This window comes from Candidatus Binataceae bacterium, from assembly GCA_035294265.1.
GTDB lineage: Bacteria > Desulfobacterota > Binatia > Binatales > Binataceae > DATGLK01.
Window position 1 is genome coordinate 17,284 of sequence record DATGLK010000044.1, and the last position, 18,994, is coordinate 36,277.

The window sequence follows — 18,994 nt, forward strand, 5'->3', positions numbered from 1 at the left end:
AAGCCCGGTGGTCGCGGACACCCCGGTCGTAATCATGGCACCGGAAGCCCCACTGGCACCTGAGGCGGCAAAGACCTCGGCCCCGCCGCTCGAACCACCGCCGATGCCAATCCCCTCCGGACCCGCAGCGCCAACCGATACCGCGCTGGGGCCAGACGCCCCTGAGGCGCCGCTGGCACCGGTGATCAGGAGCGGCGGCTGCGGTACGGTGTTACTGCTGAAGTAAGGCACCGCAACGAAGATCTGCATGCTGGTGCCCGGAGGAGTGATGGGTTGGGTCGCCCAGAGGGTGATGTCGGCCGGAACGCCGGAGGTGGCGCTGCTGGCTCCTGACGCGCCGCTCGCACCTGAAGCACCGCTGGCTCCCGACGACGACACACTAACCAACCCGGCAACCGTGGCTCCGGCGATCGACGTGGTCGGTGCGGAACTGGAGCTGGAAGCGGAGCTGCTTTCGGGGACCAACGGGATGGTCAAGGTGCTGGCGCCATCGGTGTCGCTCACGATTACGCCGTCGGTAACCGTAGGGCTGGAGGGACTAGCGATCAAGGAATTGGTGATCGTGCTCGCCGAACTGCTGGCCGAGGGTGAAGCGCTGCTGGAAGCGGATGGCGAAGCACTGGCGCTAGCGCCTGAGGACATCGAGCTGATAGCGGACGGAAGAAATTCGGTATCCGCCACGATTTCATAACTTCCTGGCGAGACCGGGCAGAAAGTGAAGTGGCCGCTGCCATCGCTGCGCGTGCTGGACACCACGTTCGCGTAAACCGCGGCACTCGCACCGCTGGCTCCGCTCACGATTCGTCCAACTTGCTCCAGCCATAGATTGGCGTTGCTGACCGGAGTGGTGTCGGGACTGATGGTCGAACCCATTACCGTTCCGCTCACAACGCTTCCGCTAATTACAGGATCCGTCCCGACCAGGCCGCCATGAATCTGGGGCAAGAACGAAAAGCTTCCGTCGGCCTGCTCAACTATGCTGTTGCAGCCGTTGAAGGACAGGTTGAGGTTGCTGAGTGAGGAGGAGGAACTCAGGTCAATGCTGTTACCTGATAAATTGACCGCCGGAACGGTAATTCCGGTGCTGGCTTCGGCAGGCAAGGTCAGCGGATGCAGCACGCCAAAGCCGTCCTGCACGCAGTTGAAAACGTTGGAACCTAACGCCGAGCACGCATTGGTAGAGGGTGCCCCTATCCCGCCAGTCCCGCTCGAAGCACCGCTGCTGCTCGCCCCGCTGGCCCCGCTGGCCCCGCTCGCCCCACTGGACGTCGTAACGGTTCCGTTGGCCAACATGGTGACCATCAGCTGCTGATAAACCCCGGCCGCCACGCTGCTACCCCTGCCCAGAGTGCTGATGAAGCATTCGTTACCGCTGCTCGGGCTGAGCAGATCAACCTGCTGTGGCGAGCTGCTCAACCCTGAAGTAAAGGTGACGAAACCCGCGTTGCTGCCACCCGATGCGCCGCTGGCGGCAGACGCACCGCTGGCACCGGAGGCGGCAAACATTTGCGCCATGCCTCCCGGACCACTGCCGGCGTTGGTCGAACTGGTCCCTTGGCTACCCGCGCCGCCAGTTCCTCCGACCGCGCCGGTACCGCCCGCAGAACTGGCGCCCGACGCACCGCTGGCCCCAGAAGCGCCCGTACTGGTACTCGAAGCTGCCGAAGTGCTACCGCTGACATCCGCGATGGTCACGTAGATGTGTTGGAGATTGTTGGTGCAGGCCCCCGCCGGGCTGCTGACTCCAACGGTGATCGGAACCGTTTGCTGCAGCGCGGCCGAACTAGAGTCGGTAGTGGTCCAAGCCCGACTACCAACTCCCGCGGCCAGCGCCAGGACGGCGACCCCGATCAAAATCGAGAGCCGTTTTCGCGCCCTCACGCCGCTAACTAGTCTTCTCACGGACATCCCAAGCCCTCCCTGAACAATTACTAAGTCCTCGTTATTTACGGCTGAGCTGGTGCGCCACGTCCGCTATTCACGAGGCATCCGAAATTTACCACAGCCTACGGCGCCTCCTGCGTTTTTAACTTGCGCAAACCGTTGTGGTTGCTCGTTGAGCAAGTCGCTATTCTTCGGTCGAGCAAACTCACCGGCTAAGCCGGTCAGCGCTTTCAACAGAACATTCAAAACCGTGCTATTTTCGAAAAGGGGCTAATTAGTCAGGGAAACGCCGTACTTCAATCCCTGGATACAAAAAGGCTATAGTCAGCGATGCTAGAAGCCAAACCGGAGGTGATTTTTTATCAGTGATCGGGCTGGTAGATTGCTGAATTGAAAAAACTACGCTCGATCTTGGTCACTATTTTCCCAGGAGACTTTCTCGCGGCGACTCGGGCTGTTTTCAAATAGCGATCAAGCGAGGTGCGCCATTCAGCGAATCGGCAGGAAAGGCGGAAACTTCGCGCCCACTCATGCCGGTCCAATCGCGCCATAGCCGCATAAATAAATGGCAAAATAGGCCAAGCCAATCAGGCACACTAGAATCAGAGCTAATAGATCAAACCAACGCATACGGTATTGAAGATAACTGGTAGGATGAGAGCTGTAGCCGAACCCGCGCGCCTCCAATGCCATCGCCATGTTGTTGGCCTTGCGGAGGGCTCCCATGAACACGGGAATTGTCACCGGCAGGTAGCGGCGCAGGCGAGCGAATAGTCCACCGCGGCTGAAATCATGGCCGCGCAGGGCCTGAGCCTGAACTACCATTAAGGCAGCGTCGATAAATAAGGGTACCAGTCGGAAGGACAGTGTAATCGCGAAACTGGCCCGGTATGGCACCCCCAGTAAAGCCAGTCCCGCCGCGAATTCCTCCACCTTGGTGGTAGATAAGAAAAGCACGGAAGTAGCCAACAGTTCAGCCAGTTTCAGACCGCGGCCGAAGCCAAATTCCAGGGAAGCTCGGCTCAGATAAAAGGGGCCGAGATACGCGAGCGGACGGCCTTGGCGGTAGAATAGCATCCAGGTGGAAGAGGTCGCAAAAATAACGATTATGAATAGCCAGCGCAGGCGATAGAAATTGGGCCACGAGTTGGTGAAATGAACGGCGCTTATCAGAATCAGTCCCAATGGAAGCAGAGCGAGCGGTTGATCAACCCAATAAACCGACCAGAATACCGCGAAGATGCCAATCACTTTCACCGCTGGATGAAGACGATGAATAAAGGTTCTGCGGTCTAAATATAAATAGATCGGCATCAACGCTCTCCGCGCAAGGCACCAACCAATTCGGCGATTGTCAGGGCGTTGATTCCCAGTCGCCGCCCCAGCTCCGCTACCTCAGGCAGGCGGAAGGCGGCTTCCTTCAGCAGTTTCGGTTGAGCAAACAGCTCCGCCACGCCCCCGTCGAACAACTTGCGACCGTGGCGCATCAAAACCGTGCGGCGCGCGTAGTTTGCGACCAACCAGGGCGTATGAGTGATGATGACGATAGCGGTGCCTGCCGCATTGAGCTCCGAGACCAATTTCATCATGCGCAGTTGTTGGGGATAATCGAGTCCAGTAGTCGGTTCGTCGAGGATCAGAAGCTTGGGCGCCAGGACCAGCACACTGGCTACGGCCAGGCGCTGCCGCTCGCCGCGTCCCAGCAGGAAGGGATCGGATAAACGCAGGTGCTCCAGGCCCACGGCACGAAGTACGGCTTGGCAGCGTGCATCAATTTGAGTGGGATCCACGCCGAAATTGCGCGGCCCAAAGGCAACTTCATCCTCGACGGTGGCGGCAAAGATCTGATGGTCGGGGTTCTGAAAGACAAAACCCGCTAAGGATGCAACCTGGGCCGCCGTCAATGTTTCGATCCGATTGCCGGCCAGCAGCACTCGGCCGCGCTGAGGCTGCAACAGCCCCACGATGTGTTTGGCCAGTGAGGTCTTTCCCGAGCCGTTCTGGCCGATAATCGCTACGAATTCCCCCGCCTCGACGGTCAAGTCGACTTCGTCCAGGGCAGGCAATGCGGCCTCGTGATAGGTATGGCTAAGGCCTTCGATCCGCACCAACGGCGTCACATCCGAGGCAGGGTGCCTGGTCTGATTGGCGCGGGCAAGGGGCAAGCGTAAGGTTGCGTCCGGCGAGGCTGCACCAAGCAGCTTCGCTCGGCCGGCGAGCGAGGCCTCGATAAGCGCCTGGGCCTGGTCCAGATCGCGTGCATAGGCCTGGATCCCCAACTCGGCGAGCACTTGGTTGCTGGCGGGTGGCCGCACCCCGCATTTTTCCAGCAACTGCACCTGGCTAAGGATCTGCTCAGGTGTCCCATCGGCTACAATTTCGCCCTCCTCCAGCACGATCAGGCGATCGCATCGGCGCAATTCTTCGGTTTCGTGCTCGATTACCACCAGGGTGAGGCCCTGATCGCGAAGCCGGGTTATCAGGTCAAAGACCTCGGCGCGGCCCTGCGGATCGAGGTCGGTGGTGGGTTCGTCGAGCACGATTACCTGGGGGCGCAGGGCGAGCGCGCAGGCAATCGCTAGCCGCTGCTTTTCCCCGCCGGAGAGCGAAGTGGGATCGCGGGTTTGAAAGCCCTGCAGCCCGACCATCGCCAGTGCCGGTTCGATCCGAGCGGCAATCTCCGGCGCGGGCAGACCGAGCTGCTCCAAGCCAAAGGCGACTTCGTGAGCGACGTTGGTGGAAAACAATTGGGCCTCGAAGTCCTGAAAGACCATCGCGACCAAGGGCGCGACTTCCGCCACCCGAGTCCCCGCCAGCGTGCGGCCGCAGACTTGGCCAGCGCCGGTAAAATGCCCTTCCTCGAAGGCCGGCACAATGGCGTTGAGGGTCTTGGCCAGGGTCGATTTACCGGCTCCGGAGCGGCCCAGCACGGCCAGGGTTTGACCGCGCTCCAGGCGCAAAGTGACATTGCGCAAGGCCGGCGCGGCAGCGTCGCGGTAGGTGAAGCTGACTGCCTCCAGCACGATTGCCAAGGGTGATGGGGCCTGACCCGCATCGGGCGTTTGAACCAAGGTTTGGCTCACATCAAACCAAGGCCGATGGCTGCCAGCATCAGCAGCGGCGTGACGACAACGGCGATGGCGCTATCGTAGGGCGGATGCAACATGCTAGCGGGCAGCAGGCGAGGCAACCACATTCCGGTTGAAATCAGATTGCCCGTGGCCCAGGCGCCGGCCACGCCCGCGCTGAGGAGCAGCAGACCAAGATTGGACTGCGCGGGCGAACGCTGGGGCAGCTCGGGCATTACGTCGCGATAGAGCAGGCGACCGGCCCTGACGCGCGGGTAGAGCGCGGCGAGCATGAAGGGCGCCAACGCCAGGGCGGCAATCATGTTATTGAACACGATCACGTTCCCGAGCAAGGCGAAGGGACGCAGCCCCATCAAGTTTTCGCCCCAGCCCACGATGTCGGCGCAGCAGGCGCTGGCCAGCAGGCAGACAAACACGAACTTCACGGCGAGCATCGGCGAGGTCAGAACCGGGCCCTGTTCGGCGGCCAGCAATTGCCAGGCTTTATAGGGAATGTAGCCGTAGGCCAAATTGCCCAGGAACCCGAAAATATCGCCGGGACCAACCCCGCCGAAGAAATCGCCAATCAAGTTGCCGATCGCCGCACCCCATCCCGCCGCCGGTCCGAAAAGAAACGAGCAGACCACCGGAATCGCATTGGCCGGTCGTACTTCTGTCACCCCCGGAATCAAGGGGATGACCTTGAAGGGGATTAGCACGGCGGCATATAGCGACGCGCAAATCGCCGTCAGTACCACCATCCGGGTGTTGCGCCAGACCAAAGCCAGATCGGTCATAGCTCCCGCTCCCGGTTCCATCCGAAGCAACGGTTGGCCGGAGTACCTCAGGCACGAGGCGTCAGATGCGGCGCAATTCGCCCGCCACTTCATAGGCAAAGTAGGTGATGATCAGATCGGCACCGGCACGCTTTATCGCGGTCAACACTTCCACCGCGGCCAAATCCTGGTCCAGCCAACCATTGCGGCCAGCCGCGCATATCATCGAATATTCGCCCGAGACATTGTAGGCCGCCAGCGGGCACGCGAACTTCTGCTTGACGCGATAGATCAAGTCGAGATAGGCCAGCGCCGGCTTGACCATCACGATGTCGGCCCCCTCCTCCAGGTCCAAGGCGACCTCGCGCAGGGCCTCGTCCCCGTTGGCCGGATCCATCTGGTAGGAGCGGCGATCGCCAAATTGCGGGGCCGATTGCGCGGCCTCGCGAAACGGGCCGTAAAAGGCTGAGGCGTACTTGGCCGAATACGCCATGATCGCGACCTGGTCGAAGCCAGCCTGATCCAGGGTGCGCCGAATCGCTCCCACCCGACCATCCATCATATCCGAGGGCGCGACCAGGTCCGCACCGGCCTGGGCGTGCGAAAGCGCGGTACGGGCGAGCAACTCCAGCGAGGCATCATTATCCACCGCACCCTCGCGGATAAGGCCGCAATGGCCGTGGTCGGTGTACTCGCACAGGCAGACGTCGGTGATTATCGCCAGCTCTGGCACATGCTCCTTGATCTCGGCCACCGCGCGCTGGACCGGAGCGGCTGGATTCCAGGCCTGGCTGCCCAAGGCGTCCTTGGTGTCAGGAATTCCGAACAGAATGATCGCGGGGACACCAACGGCGTGCAGTTCGCGCGCCTGCTTGAGGGCGCGGTCCACCGACAATTGTGCCACTCCCGGCATCGCCGCGATCGGCAGGGCCTGATCGCGTCCCTCGCGCACGAACAGCGGCGCAATCAGATTATCAGGCGACAACCGGGTCTCCCGCACCATTCGGCGCAAGACCGCGCTCCGGCGCAGGCGGCGCGGCCGGCTTAAAGGGAATGGCATGACGTTTAAGACCTCAACATGGAGTTCTATGTTAGACTTTATATCGGTTACGCGTATTACGGGCAAAACGCTACCGCAATTCCACGGGGAGCCAGAAAACGATGGCCGGAAAATTTGTGCCACTCAGCGAAGAGATTTACGACTATGTGTTGCGCCATGGCCATAATCGGGATCCACTTTTGGCCGAGCTGGAGGCGGAAACCCGCCGCCGCGCGGGGATTCATGCGCGGATGCAGATTGATCCGATGCAGGGCACCTTGATGGCCCTGCTGGTGGCCGCCAGCGGCGCCCGGCAAGCACTGGAAATCGGCACCTTCACTGGCTACAGCGCGCTATGCGTGGCGCGCGCGTTGCCGCCCCAGGGGCATCTGTTGTGCTGCGACGTGAGCCAGGAATGGACGGCGATCGCGCGGCCCTACTGGGAGCGCGCCGGCGTCGCCGCTAAAATAACGCTGAGGCTGGGGCCAGCGTTGGCCACCGTGCGCGCGCTTCCCGCGCAACCCAGCTTCGATTTCGCCTTTATCGACGCCAACAAGGAAGACTATCCGGCCTACTACGAAGAAGTCCTCACCCGCTTGCATCCCAACGGCCTGATCCTGGTGGATAATGTCCTGCAGCGCGGGCTGGTAGTAAAACCCGATGCCAATGATCACGAAGTTAAAGCGGTGTGCGAACTCAATGAGCGCATCGCCGGAGACACCCGGGTGGATGCAGTGATGCTGCCGTTGGCCGACGGGCTGACAATCGTGCGCAAGAAATAGCCGGCGCCTTCAGCCCCTAATAAAGCTCTGGGATTAGCCGCGAAGTGTGGGCACAATAGGTGTCGTACTCCGCGCCGAAGTTGGCACGCAGTAGCTTCTCTTCGGAATGGATACGCGCCAGGAGCGGCACTACCAGCAGCGCCACGAGTAGAATTCCCACCCGGGAACGAAAGGCCGCGGCTCACCCCAGTGCGTTGATGAGCAAACCCAGATAGCTGGGATTGCGGACGACGCCGTAGACGCCTTGGATGACCAGCTTGTGCTCCGGCTGAATAGCAACCAAGCCGCTAAACCGGGGGCCGAGCACAAAAACCGGCCAGATCCGCAAAGCGCCGCCGGCACATAACAGCAGGACGCCAAGCCAGCGAATCGTATCGCCGTCCATGGGCCAGAAAGCGATGCGGTCCCTATACGCAGGCAGATAGCCCTCCAGCAACCCGATCAGCGTAAAGGCGACAATGACCCAGCGGTTGGCACGATCCTCGCGGACGTCCCGGCTCAGATTTCCGCCGCGAAGAGTGCCGCCCCGACCAAGGCAAAAGCCGCCAGCATGAGAATGACCAGGGCCGCGTGTGAAAAGAAAGCCGTGGGTCCGCCCCAACCCAGGACGGCCAAGGCCAAATAGACAACGCTGCCCCCAAGCACAAGGGTTACTCTGAGCACACTGACAGCCGGTATAGGCATCGCGGACTCGTTCGATCGGCTCTGACGTCTTGCGTCGCGCCTGGAGTTGGATTTGCAAATGCTACGCGGGAGTCGCTTCAGGTTTGGATAGGCTGTGCGCGCAAGTACTCGCACACGGCACTAAACAATCCGTCGACGGTGTACTCGCGAGCACTGGCCACTACATTGAAGCCGTACTGGCGCGCGGTCTGCTCCGTGATCGGTCCGATTGTGGCCGCGGCTTGTCCGGGCGAAAGCGGCCCAATGAGAGCGCTGAAATTGCTCACCGTGCTGGAACTGGTGAATGTCACCAGGTCGATCCCGCCCTCGGCCAGTCGGCCGCGCAAACGGTCCAACCCTGGCGATTGCGGCATCACCGTGCGATAGGCCGCCACCGCGTTAACTTCGGCGGCCCCGGCAGCGCGCAACATCTCGAGCAGCACTTCGCGTGCCATCTGCGCGCGCGGAATAAGGAAGCGTGCACCGCTAATTCGCTGCAGGCCGATCGCTGGAATAATCGCTTCGGCACGGTATTCTGCGGGCACCGCGTCGGCAAGCAAACCGCAGTCACCCAGAGCCCGGGCAGTGGCGGGGCCGATTGCGGCCAGGCGCGCATGGCCCAGCGCACGCACGTCGAGCTTAAGTTCACGCAAGCGGCGCATGAACCATCGCACGCCGTTGGCACTGGTGAAGACAATCCAGTCGTAGCCAGCCAAATCGGCCAACGCTCGATCCAGTAAGGTGTAATCCTCGGGCGGCTGAGCCGCGATAGTGGGCACTTCAAAAACCTCGGCCCCGGCCTCGCGTAGGCGGTCGGCCAGCGGGCCCGCCTCGGCGCGAGCGCGGGTAACCACTATCCGTCGGCCGAACAATGGCCGCTGCTCGAACCATTGAAGCTGCGCACGCAGGCCCGCAACCGCGCCAATCACGAAGATCGCGGGCGAGGCGAGTTGAGCGCGCTCGACCTCGCGCGCCAGCTGGGCCAAGCTGGTGACCAAGCTACGCTGTGCCGCCCCGGTGCCGTGGCTGATGGCGGCCGCGGGAGTTTCGGCCGGCAGCCCGGCGGCAAGCAACTCCGCCGTGATTGCGTGCAAACGCGCATGCGCCATCAAGAGGACCAGGGTGCCGCGTTGGCCAGCCGCACGAGCCAAATCAGCCCATGGAACGGCCGCTTCGGGCTGTTTGGTGCGGTCCTGATGGCCGGTGACAATAGCTACGAACGAGCCATAATCGCGGTGGGTCAAAGGGATGCCGGCGAAGGCCGGAACCGCAATCGCCGAACTGATCCCCGGCACCACTTCGAAGTGGATTCCAGCGTGTGCCAAGGCTAGTCCTTCTTCGCCGCCCCGTCCAAAAATGAACGGATCGCCGCCCTTGAGGCGCACCACAGTCAAGCCGGCTTGGGCCTTTTCCACCAGCAGGCGATTGATTTCCTCCTGCTCCATTGCCCGCCCGCCACCGCCCCGTTTACCGGCATAGATTTTTTCGGCCTGCGCCGGCGCCAGAGCCAGCAATTCTTCATTACTCAAGCGGTCGTAGATTACGACATCGGCACGAGCCAGCAGACGGGCCGCGCGCACAGTAAGTAGATCAACCGCGCCGGGACCAGCGCCCACCAGATAGACGCTACCTGCAGCAGGCATCAGAGGATCAGCTCGTGGGCGCCGTTGGCAATCATGCGCTGGGCCAGCGCCCTGGCCGCCTCGGTGACAAGCGTCGTTTCGGGACTACCCACCCGCCTTACCTCGTCGCCCAGCCATCGCGTACCGTCCAGGCTAAACAGCGAAGCGCGGAGGGTAATGGCCCCGGGGCCGGCCCACGCCCGCACACCAACGGGGGAGGCACACGACGCTCCCAAGGCGGCCAGAAAAGCGCGTTCGGCGTCCACCTCACAGCGCGTGACGTGGTCGTTTAGAGCCGCGACCGCGGCATCAACTTCAGGATCATCGGCGACCAGGCCGGTGCTGAGCGCCTCAAGGGCCAACGCCCCCTGGCCACCGGCCGGAACGAAGTCGCACTCGGGGAGGCGATGCCAAGCTAGATGGGAGGCGCGGCCCAATCGCTTCAGGCCGGCCAGCGCCAAGATAATGGCGTCGAACTCTCCGGCGGCAAGCTTGGCCAAGCGGGTATCGACGTTGCCACGCAGCGGGCGGACGTCAAGGTCGGGACGCTGGCGCAAGGCCTCGAACCGCCGGCGCATCGAGGCAGTTCCCAGGCGGGCGCGAGCGGGTAACTGGGCCAAGCCCGGCGCGCCAATGAGCACGTCGGCAGCATCTTCACGCGCCGGCACCGCGACTAGTCTGAATTGCGGCGCGAGCTGAGCGGGGAGATCTTTCATCGAGTGGACCGCCAGGTCGATCCTGTCCTCAAGCAGGGCCTGCTCCAGTTCGCGCACGAACAAGCCTTTGCCGCCGATTTGCGCCAACGAGGGTGCGGCAAGCCGATCACCCGTGGTGCTGATCGGTACGATCTGCCATTTCAGATCCGGACGCACCTGGCGCAATTGGCGGGCGATCAGACCAGTTTGGGCCAACGCCAGTTGACTGGGACGCGAACCGATTCGCACCTGTAGCGCCATCCTGCAGTGCCCTCAGTCCTCGCTCTCCTCGCCGTCCTCGCGCGCGTCCGCCACAGCCGCGCGAGTGTCGGCCAGCGTGACCAAGTCAGCCCCCAGCAGCCGGCGCGCCACCTCGGCCACATAGGCGGCATCGGCAACACCGCGGCTGCGGCGCAGTTCAGAGACGATTTGGTGGAGAATCTTGTTGACGAGGCCACGGGTTAGCCCCTCGATGTGGGCCCGTTGGCGCGCGGGCAAGGCCGCCAGCCAAGCGCGATGACGGTCCAGTTCGACCGTGCGCAAGCGCTCGATATTGGCGCGGATATCCTTGATAGCGGGGACCAAATCCAAGCCCGAAACCCAACGCCAAAACGCCTCCAGCTCCAATTCGACAATTTGCTCGGCCTCCTGCGCCGCGCGAGCACGCTCGCCGCGAGTGTCTTCGACTACCGCGGCCAGATCGTCGATATCGTAGAGATAGACGTTTTCCAGTTCATTGAGTTGGGGTTGGAAATTGCGCGGCACCCCAAGGTCGATGAGAAAGACCGGGCGGTACTTGCGCTCGTGCATCGCGGCCCGTAATTCATCGAGTGTGAGCAGTGGCCGCGCGGTGGTAAGCGAGCCGATTATGACGTCCGCAATCTTCAAGTAAGGCTTGAAATTGTCGAGAGGCACGGCGGTGCCGCCCAAGCCACGTGCCAAGGCCACCGCACGATCGAAGGTGCGATTGGTGATGAGGAGCGATTCCACTCCCAATCGGCCCAGTTGGCGAGCGGTAGTCTCGGCCATTTCGCCCGCACCCAACAGCAGAACGGTTTTGTGCTCGAGCGAATCGAAAATCTGACGGGCCAGAGTAATCGCAGCAGTGCTGACCGAAACTGCACCGTGACCGATCAGGGTTTGTTCGCGAACCTTCTTGGCAACGGCAAAAGCCCGGTGAAAGGCGCGATGAAGGATAAGGCCCACAGTACCGGCTTCGGCGGCCTGGGTATACGCGGCTTTGAGCTGACCCAGGATCTGCGGTTCGCCCACCACCATCGAATCCAGACTGGCCCCCACGCGGAAGAGATGGCGCACCGCGTCGCGCCCCTGGAGGCGATAGATGCTGGCGGCAAACCCCGCACTAGCCAAGCCACGCTCAATGGCAACAAACTCCACGGCTTGAGCCGCGGCTTGGTCGGCCTGCGCGCTTACCCCGATTAACTCGACCCGGTTACAGGTCGATAGGAGCGCGGCTTCGCTCAAGGCAGGGACCTGTTGGCGCAGACGGCCGAGCACCGCAGCTATCTCGTCATCGGCAAAAGCCAGCTGCTCGCGCAGCCCAACCGCGGCGGTGCGATGATTGATTCCGGTGATGAGCAGGTTCTGTTTCACGTCAGCCGAAGCTGCCCCCATGCTTGCCTGGAGAAAGCAGGCTCAAGCCCACGAAAGAACCGGCCAGGATAACGAACACCATGATGGTCAGGGTGGCGGCCCGCCGCCCGCGCCAGCCCGCGGTTAAACGCGATTCCAACAATGCGGCATACAGCACCCAGGTGACAAGCGCCCACGACTCGCGCGGTTCCCAAGACCAGAAATGGCCCCAGGTATTCCGAGCCCACAGCGCACCGCTCAAAATCGCCAGAGACAGCAGTAGAAAGCCCCACCCCAGCAAACGATAGTTAACCTGATCCAGCCGCTCTAGGCTGGGCATCTTGCCCAATGCCCCAGGCAAAGGGCGATGCGCCTTGAGCCTGGATTCTTCGAAAAGATAGACCACGCTGACCACGGCGGCGAGCAGCAACAAGGCTTCGCCAAGAAAAGCGAGGCTGACGTGAACCGGCAACCACAGGCTGCGCAGAGTATGGGGCAGTTTGCCGCTGCCTCCGCTCATCGCTTCAGCCGCGCCTAGAGCGATCAGGGCGGCGGACGCGACCAAGGCGCCGATCACCGCCAGCCGAAAGCGAATTATCAAAAACAATCCCAACAAGGCTGTGAGCCAGGCCAGAAAGGAAAGCGCCTCGGGAAAATTTCCCACCGGCAAGTTACCGCTGGCCCAGCCACGACCAATCAGCGCACCGGCATGAAATATCACGGCTGCGCTGAGAACCCCAATCGCCCAGCGACTTAGATTAGCCACGCGCCAGCTGAAGTCCACCGCAAACAGGGCGAAGGATAAGGCGTAGCATAGCAGCGCTGCCACCAGCCATAGCATCATGGTTTAACTCTGGGGATGCAGGCGACTGACGCGGGGGCCAAACCGATTTCGACCCAGGGGAGGGTCGCCTCCAGGCTGCGCTCGACGATCTCGGCGGCGGCCTGGGTATCGCCCCGCACCAAGGCCGCTTCCAAGTCGCCATCGTGTAGCGCGGCCAGTTTGCGGGCGCGCTCCTGAGGGCGAGGTTCGTTGCGCTTGAGCCAATCCCGCGCTGCTGCCATAATTTCAACCATTACTTCAAGTTCGGGAGAGAGCTGGGCCGCTATTCGGGTCCGCAGTCGGGCGGCCAGCGTGGGGCTGGCACCGGCGGTCGAGACGGCCACCTGCAAGCGGCCGCGACGCGCAACCGCGGGTACAATGAAGGTGCAACATTCAAGCTGATCGGCGACATTAACAAGAACCTCGAGCCGGCGCGCTTCGGCGTGAATCTGGCGTCCCAGGTCGGGATCATTCACGGCGCAGTAGATAATGCCGTAACCCGACAAGTCACCGGGTTGATAGCAGCGCTCCACGTGGGTTAAGCGGCCCGCGTCACGCGCTTGACGCAAGGCCGGAACCAAAGTGGGACTAATTACCGTCAGACAAGCGCCGGCAGACAGCAGGCTCTCACATTTGCGCTGTGCCACCGCGCCCCCGCCAATCACCAGGCAGCGGCGCCCTTCCATTTCGATAAACAAAGGGATAAAGCCCATCGTCCCGGATCGCGATTGTATTACAGGCTAAGCAAGTGAGGCGAGCGGGGCCAAAGGTCGAAGTCAGCGCTGTTGCTTGCTATCCAGGTCGGCGCTTGCTGCTATATTTTGGCGGCTTTCGAGAAAGCCGGCCGCTTACTCAGGCTGGACTTTGAGCGAGGTCCGGGCATACTGAGAACCATTGACGGCTTGGTGAACAAAGCGGCTAGTTTTGAGGTTTGAGCCACAGTGAATGACAATTGGCAGATGGTTATCTGGAACGACATCAACTATGTCGCACGGATGCGCGTGCGGGAGGATGGACGGGCTGAGTTCGAGGCCTTTCGGATCTTTCGCTTCGAAGAAAGCGGCCGCGTGCTGTACAACCCAGGCGACTATGAGATCAACACCGATCCGGTTTCGGATCTGGATGCTGCTCAGCGCTTTGTCAGTGGCGAGATCGCGGCCGACGGTTGGTCCAGTGTCCATTTCAACGAGCAGGAGCGCACGCCCCTGTTTTTCGGCTCCAAGAACGATGCTGCCAGCATGGGACTGCTGATTGCCCGGCTGTACGATTTAGCCCACAGCCTGTTAAACAACCCCAAATGGTAACCGCACATGAGCACCGCCCGCTTGCTCCCATACCTGGGGTCAGGTGCAGGCCCGGCAACCCGAACCTGGGCCTGCGATGAGGTCGTTTGACCCGATTGCTGTTCAATTCGAAGCGCCGCGCGCATGGCCGCCCCACATTTCACTCCAATTCCAACAGGCCCTCCTGAGCGGCAGCGAAGTGCCGGGCGACGCACGGATACTCGAAATCGGCTGCGGCACCGGACGCGTGGGCAAAGGGCTTTGCCGGGCAGGCGCCCATTACCTCGGCCTGGACCATTCCAAGGCGATGCTGGCAGAGTTTTGCCGAGAGCTGGCCGGCGCACCTGTGGTTTGCGCCGAGGGCGCGCAACTGCCCTTCGCATCGCGAGGGTTTGATTTAACCCTGCTCATCCAGGTCATTGGACCACGCGCTGACTGGCCGCAGGTCTTGGCCGAAGCCATCCGCGTGCTGCGCCCGGGCGGGGTGCTCGCAATGGGCCGGCGCGAGCGGGCCGCGGACAGCCTAGAGGCGCGCCTCAATCGCAAACTCAATGAACTGATACCGGCCGCGCGCGAGGACGCACAGCGCAATCGCGGCCAGGCGCGTCAGTGGCTAGAGGCATGCAGCCTACGCCATCGGGAAATTTTGGCCGCAAGCTGGAGCGAAAACCACTCGGTGAGCCAATTTATCGAACGCAAACGCAGCGCCGCGCGCTTTCGCCGCCTCCCTCAAGCGACCCAGGATGGGGCGCTATTGGCCCTGGAGTGCTGGGCGCGCGAAACCATCGGGGAGCTTGATCGACTCTGGCCGCAGGAGCAAGGTCTGGTGCTTGAGCTTTTTTGGCCTCGCTGAAGAAAACACGATGAACCCAGCCCCCACTGACTCACTTTATTCTCCGCTCGCCGGGCAGATGCTAGAGAAGTCTCTCAACAATCTGACCATGGCTCAGGCCGGCGAAGGGACAGCGGACTATCCGATTTTGCCCTGGGCCAACGTGGTCAAAATCGGCGGCCAAAGTATCATCGATCGCGGCCGGCAAGCGGTCTACCCCCTAATTGACGAAATTGTCGCCAACCTGGGGCGCCACAAGATGATCCTGGGTACTGGCGCCGGCACGCGCGCACGCCACATCTACAGCATCGCGCTGGAATTAGGTTTGCCCACTGGAGTCCTGACCGTGCTGGGCACCGCGGTGGCCTGGCAGAACGCCGAGATGTTGCACTACCTGCTGGCCAAGCACGGCATCCCCTTTATCGAACCGCTGGGGTTCAGCACCCTACCCCATTATTTGTCAGTCAGCGGCGCGGTGGTCTGCCAAGGAATGCCGCCTTATAAACTGTGGGAGGAAAATCCCAGTTATGGCCGTATCCCGCCGCAGCGCACGGACACCGGGTGCTTTCTTATCGCCGAGGTCTATGGCGCCCGCAAGATGATCTACGTCAAGGACGAAGCGGGCCTGTACGATTGCGATCCGAAGAAGAATTCCGATGCCAAATTCATCTCGCGCATCTCGGTCAGAGAGTTGCTGGAGTTGGATCTGCCCGATTTGATCGTGGAACGCGCGGTGCTGGAGTTGCTGGGCAGAGCGCGAAACATCAAGGAAATCCAGTTCGTCAACGGACTGCAAGCAGGCCAGCTCAGCTTGGCCCTTTCGGGGAAAGCGGTCGGTTCGGTAATTTACCGCGACTGAGGTGGCAGCGCGGATGGCCCAGGACACTAGACATGACAACCACTTGGTCTCACGCCTCATGCGCGAGTCGCTGGTGGATCGCGCAGTGATAGCGGCTAGCGAAGCACCGGTGGCGGCAATCCTGCCGCAGCTCAATGTTTTGCAAATCGGCGGGCGGATAATCGATCGCGGTGGCGAAGCATTGCCGGCGCTGCTCCAGGAGATCGTCGCCAATCAGGCCGAGCATGTGCAGGTAATTGGGGTGGGCGCGGGCCTGCGCTCGCGTCACATTTTCGCCGTGGGCGCCGATCTGGGTCTGCCCACCGGAGTGCTGGCCACGCTCAGCGCCAAAGATGCGGCTCAAAACGCATATATGGTTTCCTGCCTGCTCGCGCGCCACGGCTTTGTGTATCTGGAGGCACCTTTCATGGTGCAACTGCTACCAGCGATGCTGGCGGCGGCGCGCGGCGCGGTCTTCAATGGCGTACCGCCCTACGACCTATGGGAACATCCCCCGGCCCATGGCAAACTGCCGCCTCATCGTTCCGACAGCGGCGCTTACATGACGGCCGAGGTCTTCGGCGCCCGCAAAATGATCTTCATCAAAGATGTTGATGGGCTGTACACCTGCGATCCAACGCAGGGTGGCGATGCCCGGTTCATCGCGCGGATCAGCGTGGACGAACTGCGTCGCTTGAATCCTCCTACATTGCCCCTGGATCCGATCCTGTTGGAATTGTTGCCCAAGGCCAAGCTGGTCAAGCAGATTCAGATCATCAACGGTCTGATTGGTGGCAATCTGACTCGCGCGCTGGCGGGTGAACCGGTGGGCAGTATCATCTATGCTTGAAACATAGGCGTGGATCGGCGCGGGCATCAATTTTTCAGCCAAGGAGCGGCAATTCCGTGGGCATGCAACCGGAAGTCCGAGTAGGCAGTCAGAATCTCACGGTATATCAGGGCACCACGGTGCTGGTCACCAACGGCGCGGGCGAAGTCAGAACCGGTGAAGAACAGGGACTGTTTCTAAAGGACACGCGTTTTTTGTCCACTTACGACCTTTTAATCAACGGGGTCAAATGGGTTTTGGTGCAGGCCACTCCGTTGCGCTCGTACTGCCATCGGCTGTACTTCACCAATCCCGAGCTGGGAGTCCTGGACCAGGAGCCTATCGCGCCCCATTCGCTGGGACTGCGGATGGATCGAAAAATTGGCGGCGGGCTACACGAGGATTTGACCCTGACCAACTATTCCGGGCGCACCACCACCTTGCGCCTGCGAATCCGGTTGGACTCCGACTTCGCCGATATTTTCGACGTTAAAGCTCACCGTTTTGTATCGCGCGGCGTGCGCGATTCGGTATGGGATAGCGAACAGCGCGAATTGCGCATCTCCTATCGCAGTAACGATTTCAAGCGCGATCTGATCTTCAAGATCGTTAATCCAAAACCAACGCCCCATTTTTCCAACGGCCAAATCCTGTTCGAGATAACCCTGGCTCCCGGCGAGATCTGGCACACGTGCAACCTGTTCACCATGGTAGTTGACGGAGTGGCCCATCCGCCGCTGTATCCCTGCGAACTGGAGGATTTACCCCACCAGCATGTCGCGCACGAATTCATGCACGATAACTGGACGGCGCGTGCCACGGCCCTGTCCACCCCCGACTATCGGATACGGACCATGTATCGGCAAGCCGTGGATGATATCGGTGGGCTGCGCATCCATGAGTACGATTGCGGCGAAGACATGTGGGTTCCCGCCGCCGGGGTACCGTGGTTCGTGACCCTGTTTGGGCGTGACAGCCTGACCGTGGCATACCAGACCATGATGGTGTCGCAGACCCTGGCGCCAGGGCCGCTAGCCAAGCTGGCTCAATTCCAGGCCACGGCGGTGGATGATTATCGTGACGCCGAGCCAGGCAAAATCATGCACGAGGTCCGCCACGGCGAACTGGCCCATCTCCACAAGATTCCTCACACGCCCTATTACGGCACTGCCGACGCCACGATTCTGTATTTGATCGTGTTATCGGAATATTTTCGTTGGACCGCTGATCGTTCGCTCCTGGAGCGCCTGCGGGAGACCGCGCTGCGCTGCCTGTCGTGGATCGACAATTACGGTGATCGCGACGGCGACGGTTTCCAGGAGTACCAACGGCGCAGTTCCACCGGCTATTACAACCAGTCCTGGAAGGACGCCGGCGACGCGATTCTCTATCCCGACGGCCATCGCCTGGTGACGCTGCCCATCGCGACCTGCGAGCTGCAGGGCTATGTGTACGACGCAAAGTTGCGGATGGCGGAGGTGCTCGAGGCCCTCAACGATACCAGACAGCCCGATCGACTGCGTCGACAGGCGGCGCAGTTGCGCACTGCGTTCAATCAGCGCTTTTGGCTGCCGCAAGAAAAATTTCTGGCGTTATGCCTAGACGGCAACAAGAAGGCGGTTGCGACCATCGCGTCCAATCCGGGCCATTGTCTATGGTCGGGCATCGTGGAGCCTCAAGCTGCGCGCGCGGTGGCAAGCCGGCTGTTTGAAGAGGACATGTGGAGCGGATGGGGCGTGCGCACCATGTCGGCGGCCCATCCCGCCTACAATCCGTTGGAATACCAGCGCGGCTCGGTGTGGCCTCACGACAATGGCTTTATCGCGGCGGGCCTGGCGCGCTATGGTTTCCGCGCGGCAGCCAACCGCATCGCAGATGCCATTTTCGACGCTGCCTCGGCCTTCGAGCATCTGCGCTTGCCCGAATTGTTCGCCGGCTTCGCTCGCACCCGTGATCCTTATCCAGTGCAGTACCCACAGGCCAACGTTCCCCAAGCCTGGGCCTCGGGCAGCATCTTTCACCTTCTGCGCACGGTGCTTGGGCTCAATGCCGACGCTCCTCACCAGCGGCTCTACGTGGATCCAGTGATGCCCGAGCGAATCGAGGAGCTGACTCTTAGCAATTTGCCAGTGGGTCAAGCGCGGGTGAGCTTGCGCTTTGAACGCAAAGCCGGGCGCTGCAACTTCGAGGTGCTGCAATGCAGCGATCCCACACTGAAGATCGAAGCTGGAGCGCCCCGCTGGTATCAGCCAGATTAGTGGCCGTGC

General features: G+C 61.5%; 21 protein-coding genes. 9 read left to right on the forward strand and 12 right to left on the reverse strand.

Annotated elements, in window-relative coordinates; genetic code table 11:
* The first annotated feature begins 247 nt into the window (after window positions 1–247).
* The 3 genes from VKV28_07780 (at window position 248) to VKV28_07790 (ending at window position 1,699) form a co-directional block, all read left to right on the forward strand.
* Window positions 248–691, forward strand: coding sequence for a hypothetical protein (locus tag VKV28_07780; GenBank protein HLH76689.1), 444 nt, complete (start codon window positions 248–250; stop codon window positions 689–691).
* Between the two features lie 348 nt (window positions 692–1,039).
* Window positions 1,040–1,312: a hypothetical protein gene (locus VKV28_07785; GenBank protein ID HLH76690.1), complete on the forward strand. Its 273-nt coding sequence runs from the start codon at window positions 1,040–1,042 to the stop codon at window positions 1,310–1,312.
* A 42-nt stretch (window positions 1,313–1,354) separates the two neighbouring features.
* Window positions 1,355–1,699 (forward strand): hypothetical protein, encoded by a 345-nt coding sequence (locus VKV28_07790; protein HLH76691.1) that lies wholly within the window; start codon window positions 1,355–1,357, stop codon window positions 1,697–1,699.
* Window positions 1,700–2,412: 713 nt separating this feature from the next.
* Here VKV28_07790 and VKV28_07795 read toward each other — a convergent pair.
* The 4 genes from VKV28_07795 to hemB all read right to left on the reverse strand — a co-directional run bounded on the left by VKV28_07795 (window position 2,413) and on the right by hemB (window position 6,788).
* Window positions 2,413–3,198: an energy-coupling factor transporter transmembrane component T gene (locus VKV28_07795; GenBank protein HLH76692.1), complete on the reverse strand. Its 786-nt coding sequence runs from the start codon at window positions 3,196–3,198 to the stop codon at window positions 2,413–2,415.
* Window positions 3,198–4,967, reverse strand: coding sequence for an energy-coupling factor transporter ATPase (locus tag VKV28_07800; protein ID HLH76693.1), 1,770 nt, complete (start codon window positions 4,965–4,967; stop codon window positions 3,198–3,200). The genes VKV28_07795 and VKV28_07800 overlap by 1 nt, the downstream gene beginning before the upstream one ends.
* The gene (locus tag VKV28_07805; GenBank protein HLH76694.1) at window positions 4,964–5,749 is read right to left on the reverse strand and encodes a QueT transporter family protein; all 786 of its coding nucleotides are present in this window, start codon (window positions 5,747–5,749) and stop codon (window positions 4,964–4,966) included. The genes VKV28_07800 and VKV28_07805 overlap by 4 nt, the downstream gene beginning before the upstream one ends.
* A gap of 61 nt (window positions 5,750–5,810) precedes the next feature.
* Window positions 5,811–6,788: a porphobilinogen synthase gene (gene hemB, locus VKV28_07810; GenBank protein HLH76695.1), complete on the reverse strand. Its 978-nt coding sequence runs from the start codon at window positions 6,786–6,788 to the stop codon at window positions 5,811–5,813.
* A gap of 101 nt (window positions 6,789–6,889) precedes the next feature.
* Between hemB and VKV28_07815 the strand changes: the two genes are divergently transcribed.
* Window positions 6,890–7,549, forward strand: a complete 660-nt coding sequence (locus VKV28_07815; protein ID HLH76696.1) for a class I SAM-dependent methyltransferase — start codon at window positions 6,890–6,892, stop codon at window positions 7,547–7,549.
* Between the two features lie 16 nt (window positions 7,550–7,565).
* Here the strand turns inward: VKV28_07815 and VKV28_07820 are convergent, their stop codons facing one another.
* The 8 genes from VKV28_07820 to VKV28_07855 form a co-directional block, all read right to left on the reverse strand.
* Window positions 7,566–7,694 carry a hypothetical protein gene (locus tag VKV28_07820; protein ID HLH76697.1) on the reverse strand — a complete coding sequence of 43 codons (129 nt, stop codon included), beginning with the start codon at window positions 7,692–7,694 and terminating at the stop codon, window positions 7,566–7,568.
* A 36-nt stretch (window positions 7,695–7,730) separates the two neighbouring features.
* On the reverse strand, window positions 7,731–7,985 hold the full coding sequence (locus VKV28_07825) for an isoprenylcysteine carboxylmethyltransferase family protein (GenBank protein HLH76698.1): 255 nt from the start codon (window positions 7,983–7,985) through the stop codon (window positions 7,731–7,733).
* A gap of 62 nt (window positions 7,986–8,047) precedes the next feature.
* Window positions 8,048–8,233, reverse strand: coding sequence for a hypothetical protein (locus VKV28_07830; GenBank protein ID HLH76699.1), 186 nt, complete (start codon window positions 8,231–8,233; stop codon window positions 8,048–8,050).
* Between the two features lie 77 nt (window positions 8,234–8,310).
* Window positions 8,311–9,855 carry a uroporphyrinogen-III C-methyltransferase gene (cobA, locus tag VKV28_07835; GenBank protein ID HLH76700.1) on the reverse strand — a complete coding sequence of 515 codons (1,545 nt, stop codon included), beginning with the start codon at window positions 9,853–9,855 and terminating at the stop codon, window positions 8,311–8,313.
* Window positions 9,855–10,790 (reverse strand): hydroxymethylbilane synthase, encoded by a 936-nt coding sequence (gene hemC, locus VKV28_07840; protein HLH76701.1) that lies wholly within the window; start codon window positions 10,788–10,790, stop codon window positions 9,855–9,857. Before hemC ends, cobA begins: the two co-directional genes overlap by 1 nt.
* A gap of 12 nt (window positions 10,791–10,802) precedes the next feature.
* Window positions 10,803–12,143 (reverse strand): glutamyl-tRNA reductase, encoded by a 1,341-nt coding sequence (hemA, locus tag VKV28_07845; protein HLH76702.1) that lies wholly within the window; start codon window positions 12,141–12,143, stop codon window positions 10,803–10,805.
* Between the two features lies 1 nt (window position 12,144).
* On the reverse strand, window positions 12,145–12,966 hold the full coding sequence (gene ccsB / locus VKV28_07850; protein HLH76703.1) for a c-type cytochrome biogenesis protein CcsB: 822 nt from the start codon (window positions 12,964–12,966) through the stop codon (window positions 12,145–12,147).
* Window positions 12,963–13,658, reverse strand: a complete 696-nt coding sequence (locus tag VKV28_07855) for a bifunctional precorrin-2 dehydrogenase/sirohydrochlorin ferrochelatase (GenBank protein HLH76704.1) — start codon at window positions 13,656–13,658, stop codon at window positions 12,963–12,965. The genes ccsB and VKV28_07855 overlap by 4 nt, the downstream gene beginning before the upstream one ends.
* A gap of 228 nt (window positions 13,659–13,886) precedes the next feature.
* Here VKV28_07855 and VKV28_07860 point away from each other — a divergent pair, with 228 nt between their 5' ends.
* The 5 genes from VKV28_07860 (at window position 13,887) to VKV28_07880 (ending at window position 18,985) form a co-directional block, all read left to right on the forward strand.
* Window positions 13,887–14,249: a hypothetical protein gene (locus VKV28_07860; protein HLH76705.1), complete on the forward strand. Its 363-nt coding sequence runs from the start codon at window positions 13,887–13,889 to the stop codon at window positions 14,247–14,249.
* A 76-nt stretch (window positions 14,250–14,325) separates the two neighbouring features.
* Window positions 14,326–15,081 (forward strand): methyltransferase domain-containing protein, encoded by a 756-nt coding sequence (locus VKV28_07865; GenBank protein ID HLH76706.1) that lies wholly within the window; start codon window positions 14,326–14,328, stop codon window positions 15,079–15,081.
* 10 nt (window positions 15,082–15,091) lie between these two features.
* Window positions 15,092–15,919 (forward strand): hypothetical protein, encoded by an 828-nt coding sequence (locus VKV28_07870; GenBank protein ID HLH76707.1) that lies wholly within the window; start codon window positions 15,092–15,094, stop codon window positions 15,917–15,919.
* 13 nt (window positions 15,920–15,932) lie between these two features.
* On the forward strand, window positions 15,933–16,748 hold the full coding sequence (locus VKV28_07875; protein ID HLH76708.1) for a hypothetical protein: 816 nt from the start codon (window positions 15,933–15,935) through the stop codon (window positions 16,746–16,748).
* A 62-nt stretch (window positions 16,749–16,810) separates the two neighbouring features.
* Window positions 16,811–18,985: a glycogen debranching N-terminal domain-containing protein gene (locus tag VKV28_07880; GenBank protein ID HLH76709.1), complete on the forward strand. Its 2,175-nt coding sequence runs from the start codon at window positions 16,811–16,813 to the stop codon at window positions 18,983–18,985.
* Window positions 18,986–18,994: the final 9 nt, after the last annotated feature.

Bases quoted from the DNA above. Each gene is read 5' to 3' on its own strand.
- VKV28_07780 (HLH76689.1), top strand. From the start codon at position 248: ATGCTGGTGCCCGGAGGAGTGATGGGTTGGGTCGCCCAGAGGGTGATG.
- VKV28_07785 (HLH76690.1), top strand. From the start codon at position 1,040: ATGCTGTTACCTGATAAATTGACCGCCGGAACGGTAATTCCGGTGCTG.
- VKV28_07790 (HLH76691.1), top strand. From the start codon at position 1,355: ATGAAGCATTCGTTACCGCTGCTCGGGCTGAGCAGATCAACCTGCTGT.
- VKV28_07795 (HLH76692.1), bottom strand. From the start codon at position 3,198: ATGCCGATCTATTTATATTTAGACCGCAGAACCTTTATTCATCGTCTT.
- VKV28_07805 (HLH76694.1), bottom strand. From the start codon at position 5,749: ATGACCGATCTGGCTTTGGTCTGGCGCAACACCCGGATGGTGGTACTG.
- hemB (HLH76695.1), bottom strand. From the start codon at position 6,788: ATGCCATTCCCTTTAAGCCGGCCGCGCCGCCTGCGCCGGAGCGCGGTC.
- VKV28_07815 (HLH76696.1), top strand. From the start codon at position 6,890: ATGGCCGGAAAATTTGTGCCACTCAGCGAAGAGATTTACGACTATGTG.
- VKV28_07830 (HLH76699.1), bottom strand. From the start codon at position 8,233: ATGCCTATACCGGCTGTCAGTGTGCTCAGAGTAACCCTTGTGCTTGGG.
- cobA (HLH76700.1), bottom strand. From the start codon at position 9,855: ATGCCTGCTGCAGGTAGCGTCTATCTGGTGGGCGCTGGTCCCGGCGCG.
- hemC (HLH76701.1), bottom strand. From the start codon at position 10,790: ATGGCGCTACAGGTGCGAATCGGTTCGCGTCCCAGTCAACTGGCGTTG.
- ccsB (HLH76703.1), bottom strand. From the start codon at position 12,966: ATGATGCTATGGCTGGTGGCAGCGCTGCTATGCTACGCCTTATCCTTC.
- VKV28_07855 (HLH76704.1), bottom strand. From the start codon at position 13,658: ATGGGCTTTATCCCTTTGTTTATCGAAATGGAAGGGCGCCGCTGCCTG.
- VKV28_07865 (HLH76706.1), top strand. From the start codon at position 14,326: ATGAGGTCGTTTGACCCGATTGCTGTTCAATTCGAAGCGCCGCGCGCA.
- VKV28_07870 (HLH76707.1), top strand. From the start codon at position 15,092: ATGAACCCAGCCCCCACTGACTCACTTTATTCTCCGCTCGCCGGGCAG.
- VKV28_07875 (HLH76708.1), top strand. From the start codon at position 15,933: ATGGCCCAGGACACTAGACATGACAACCACTTGGTCTCACGCCTCATG.
- VKV28_07880 (HLH76709.1), top strand. From the start codon at position 16,811: ATGCAACCGGAAGTCCGAGTAGGCAGTCAGAATCTCACGGTATATCAG.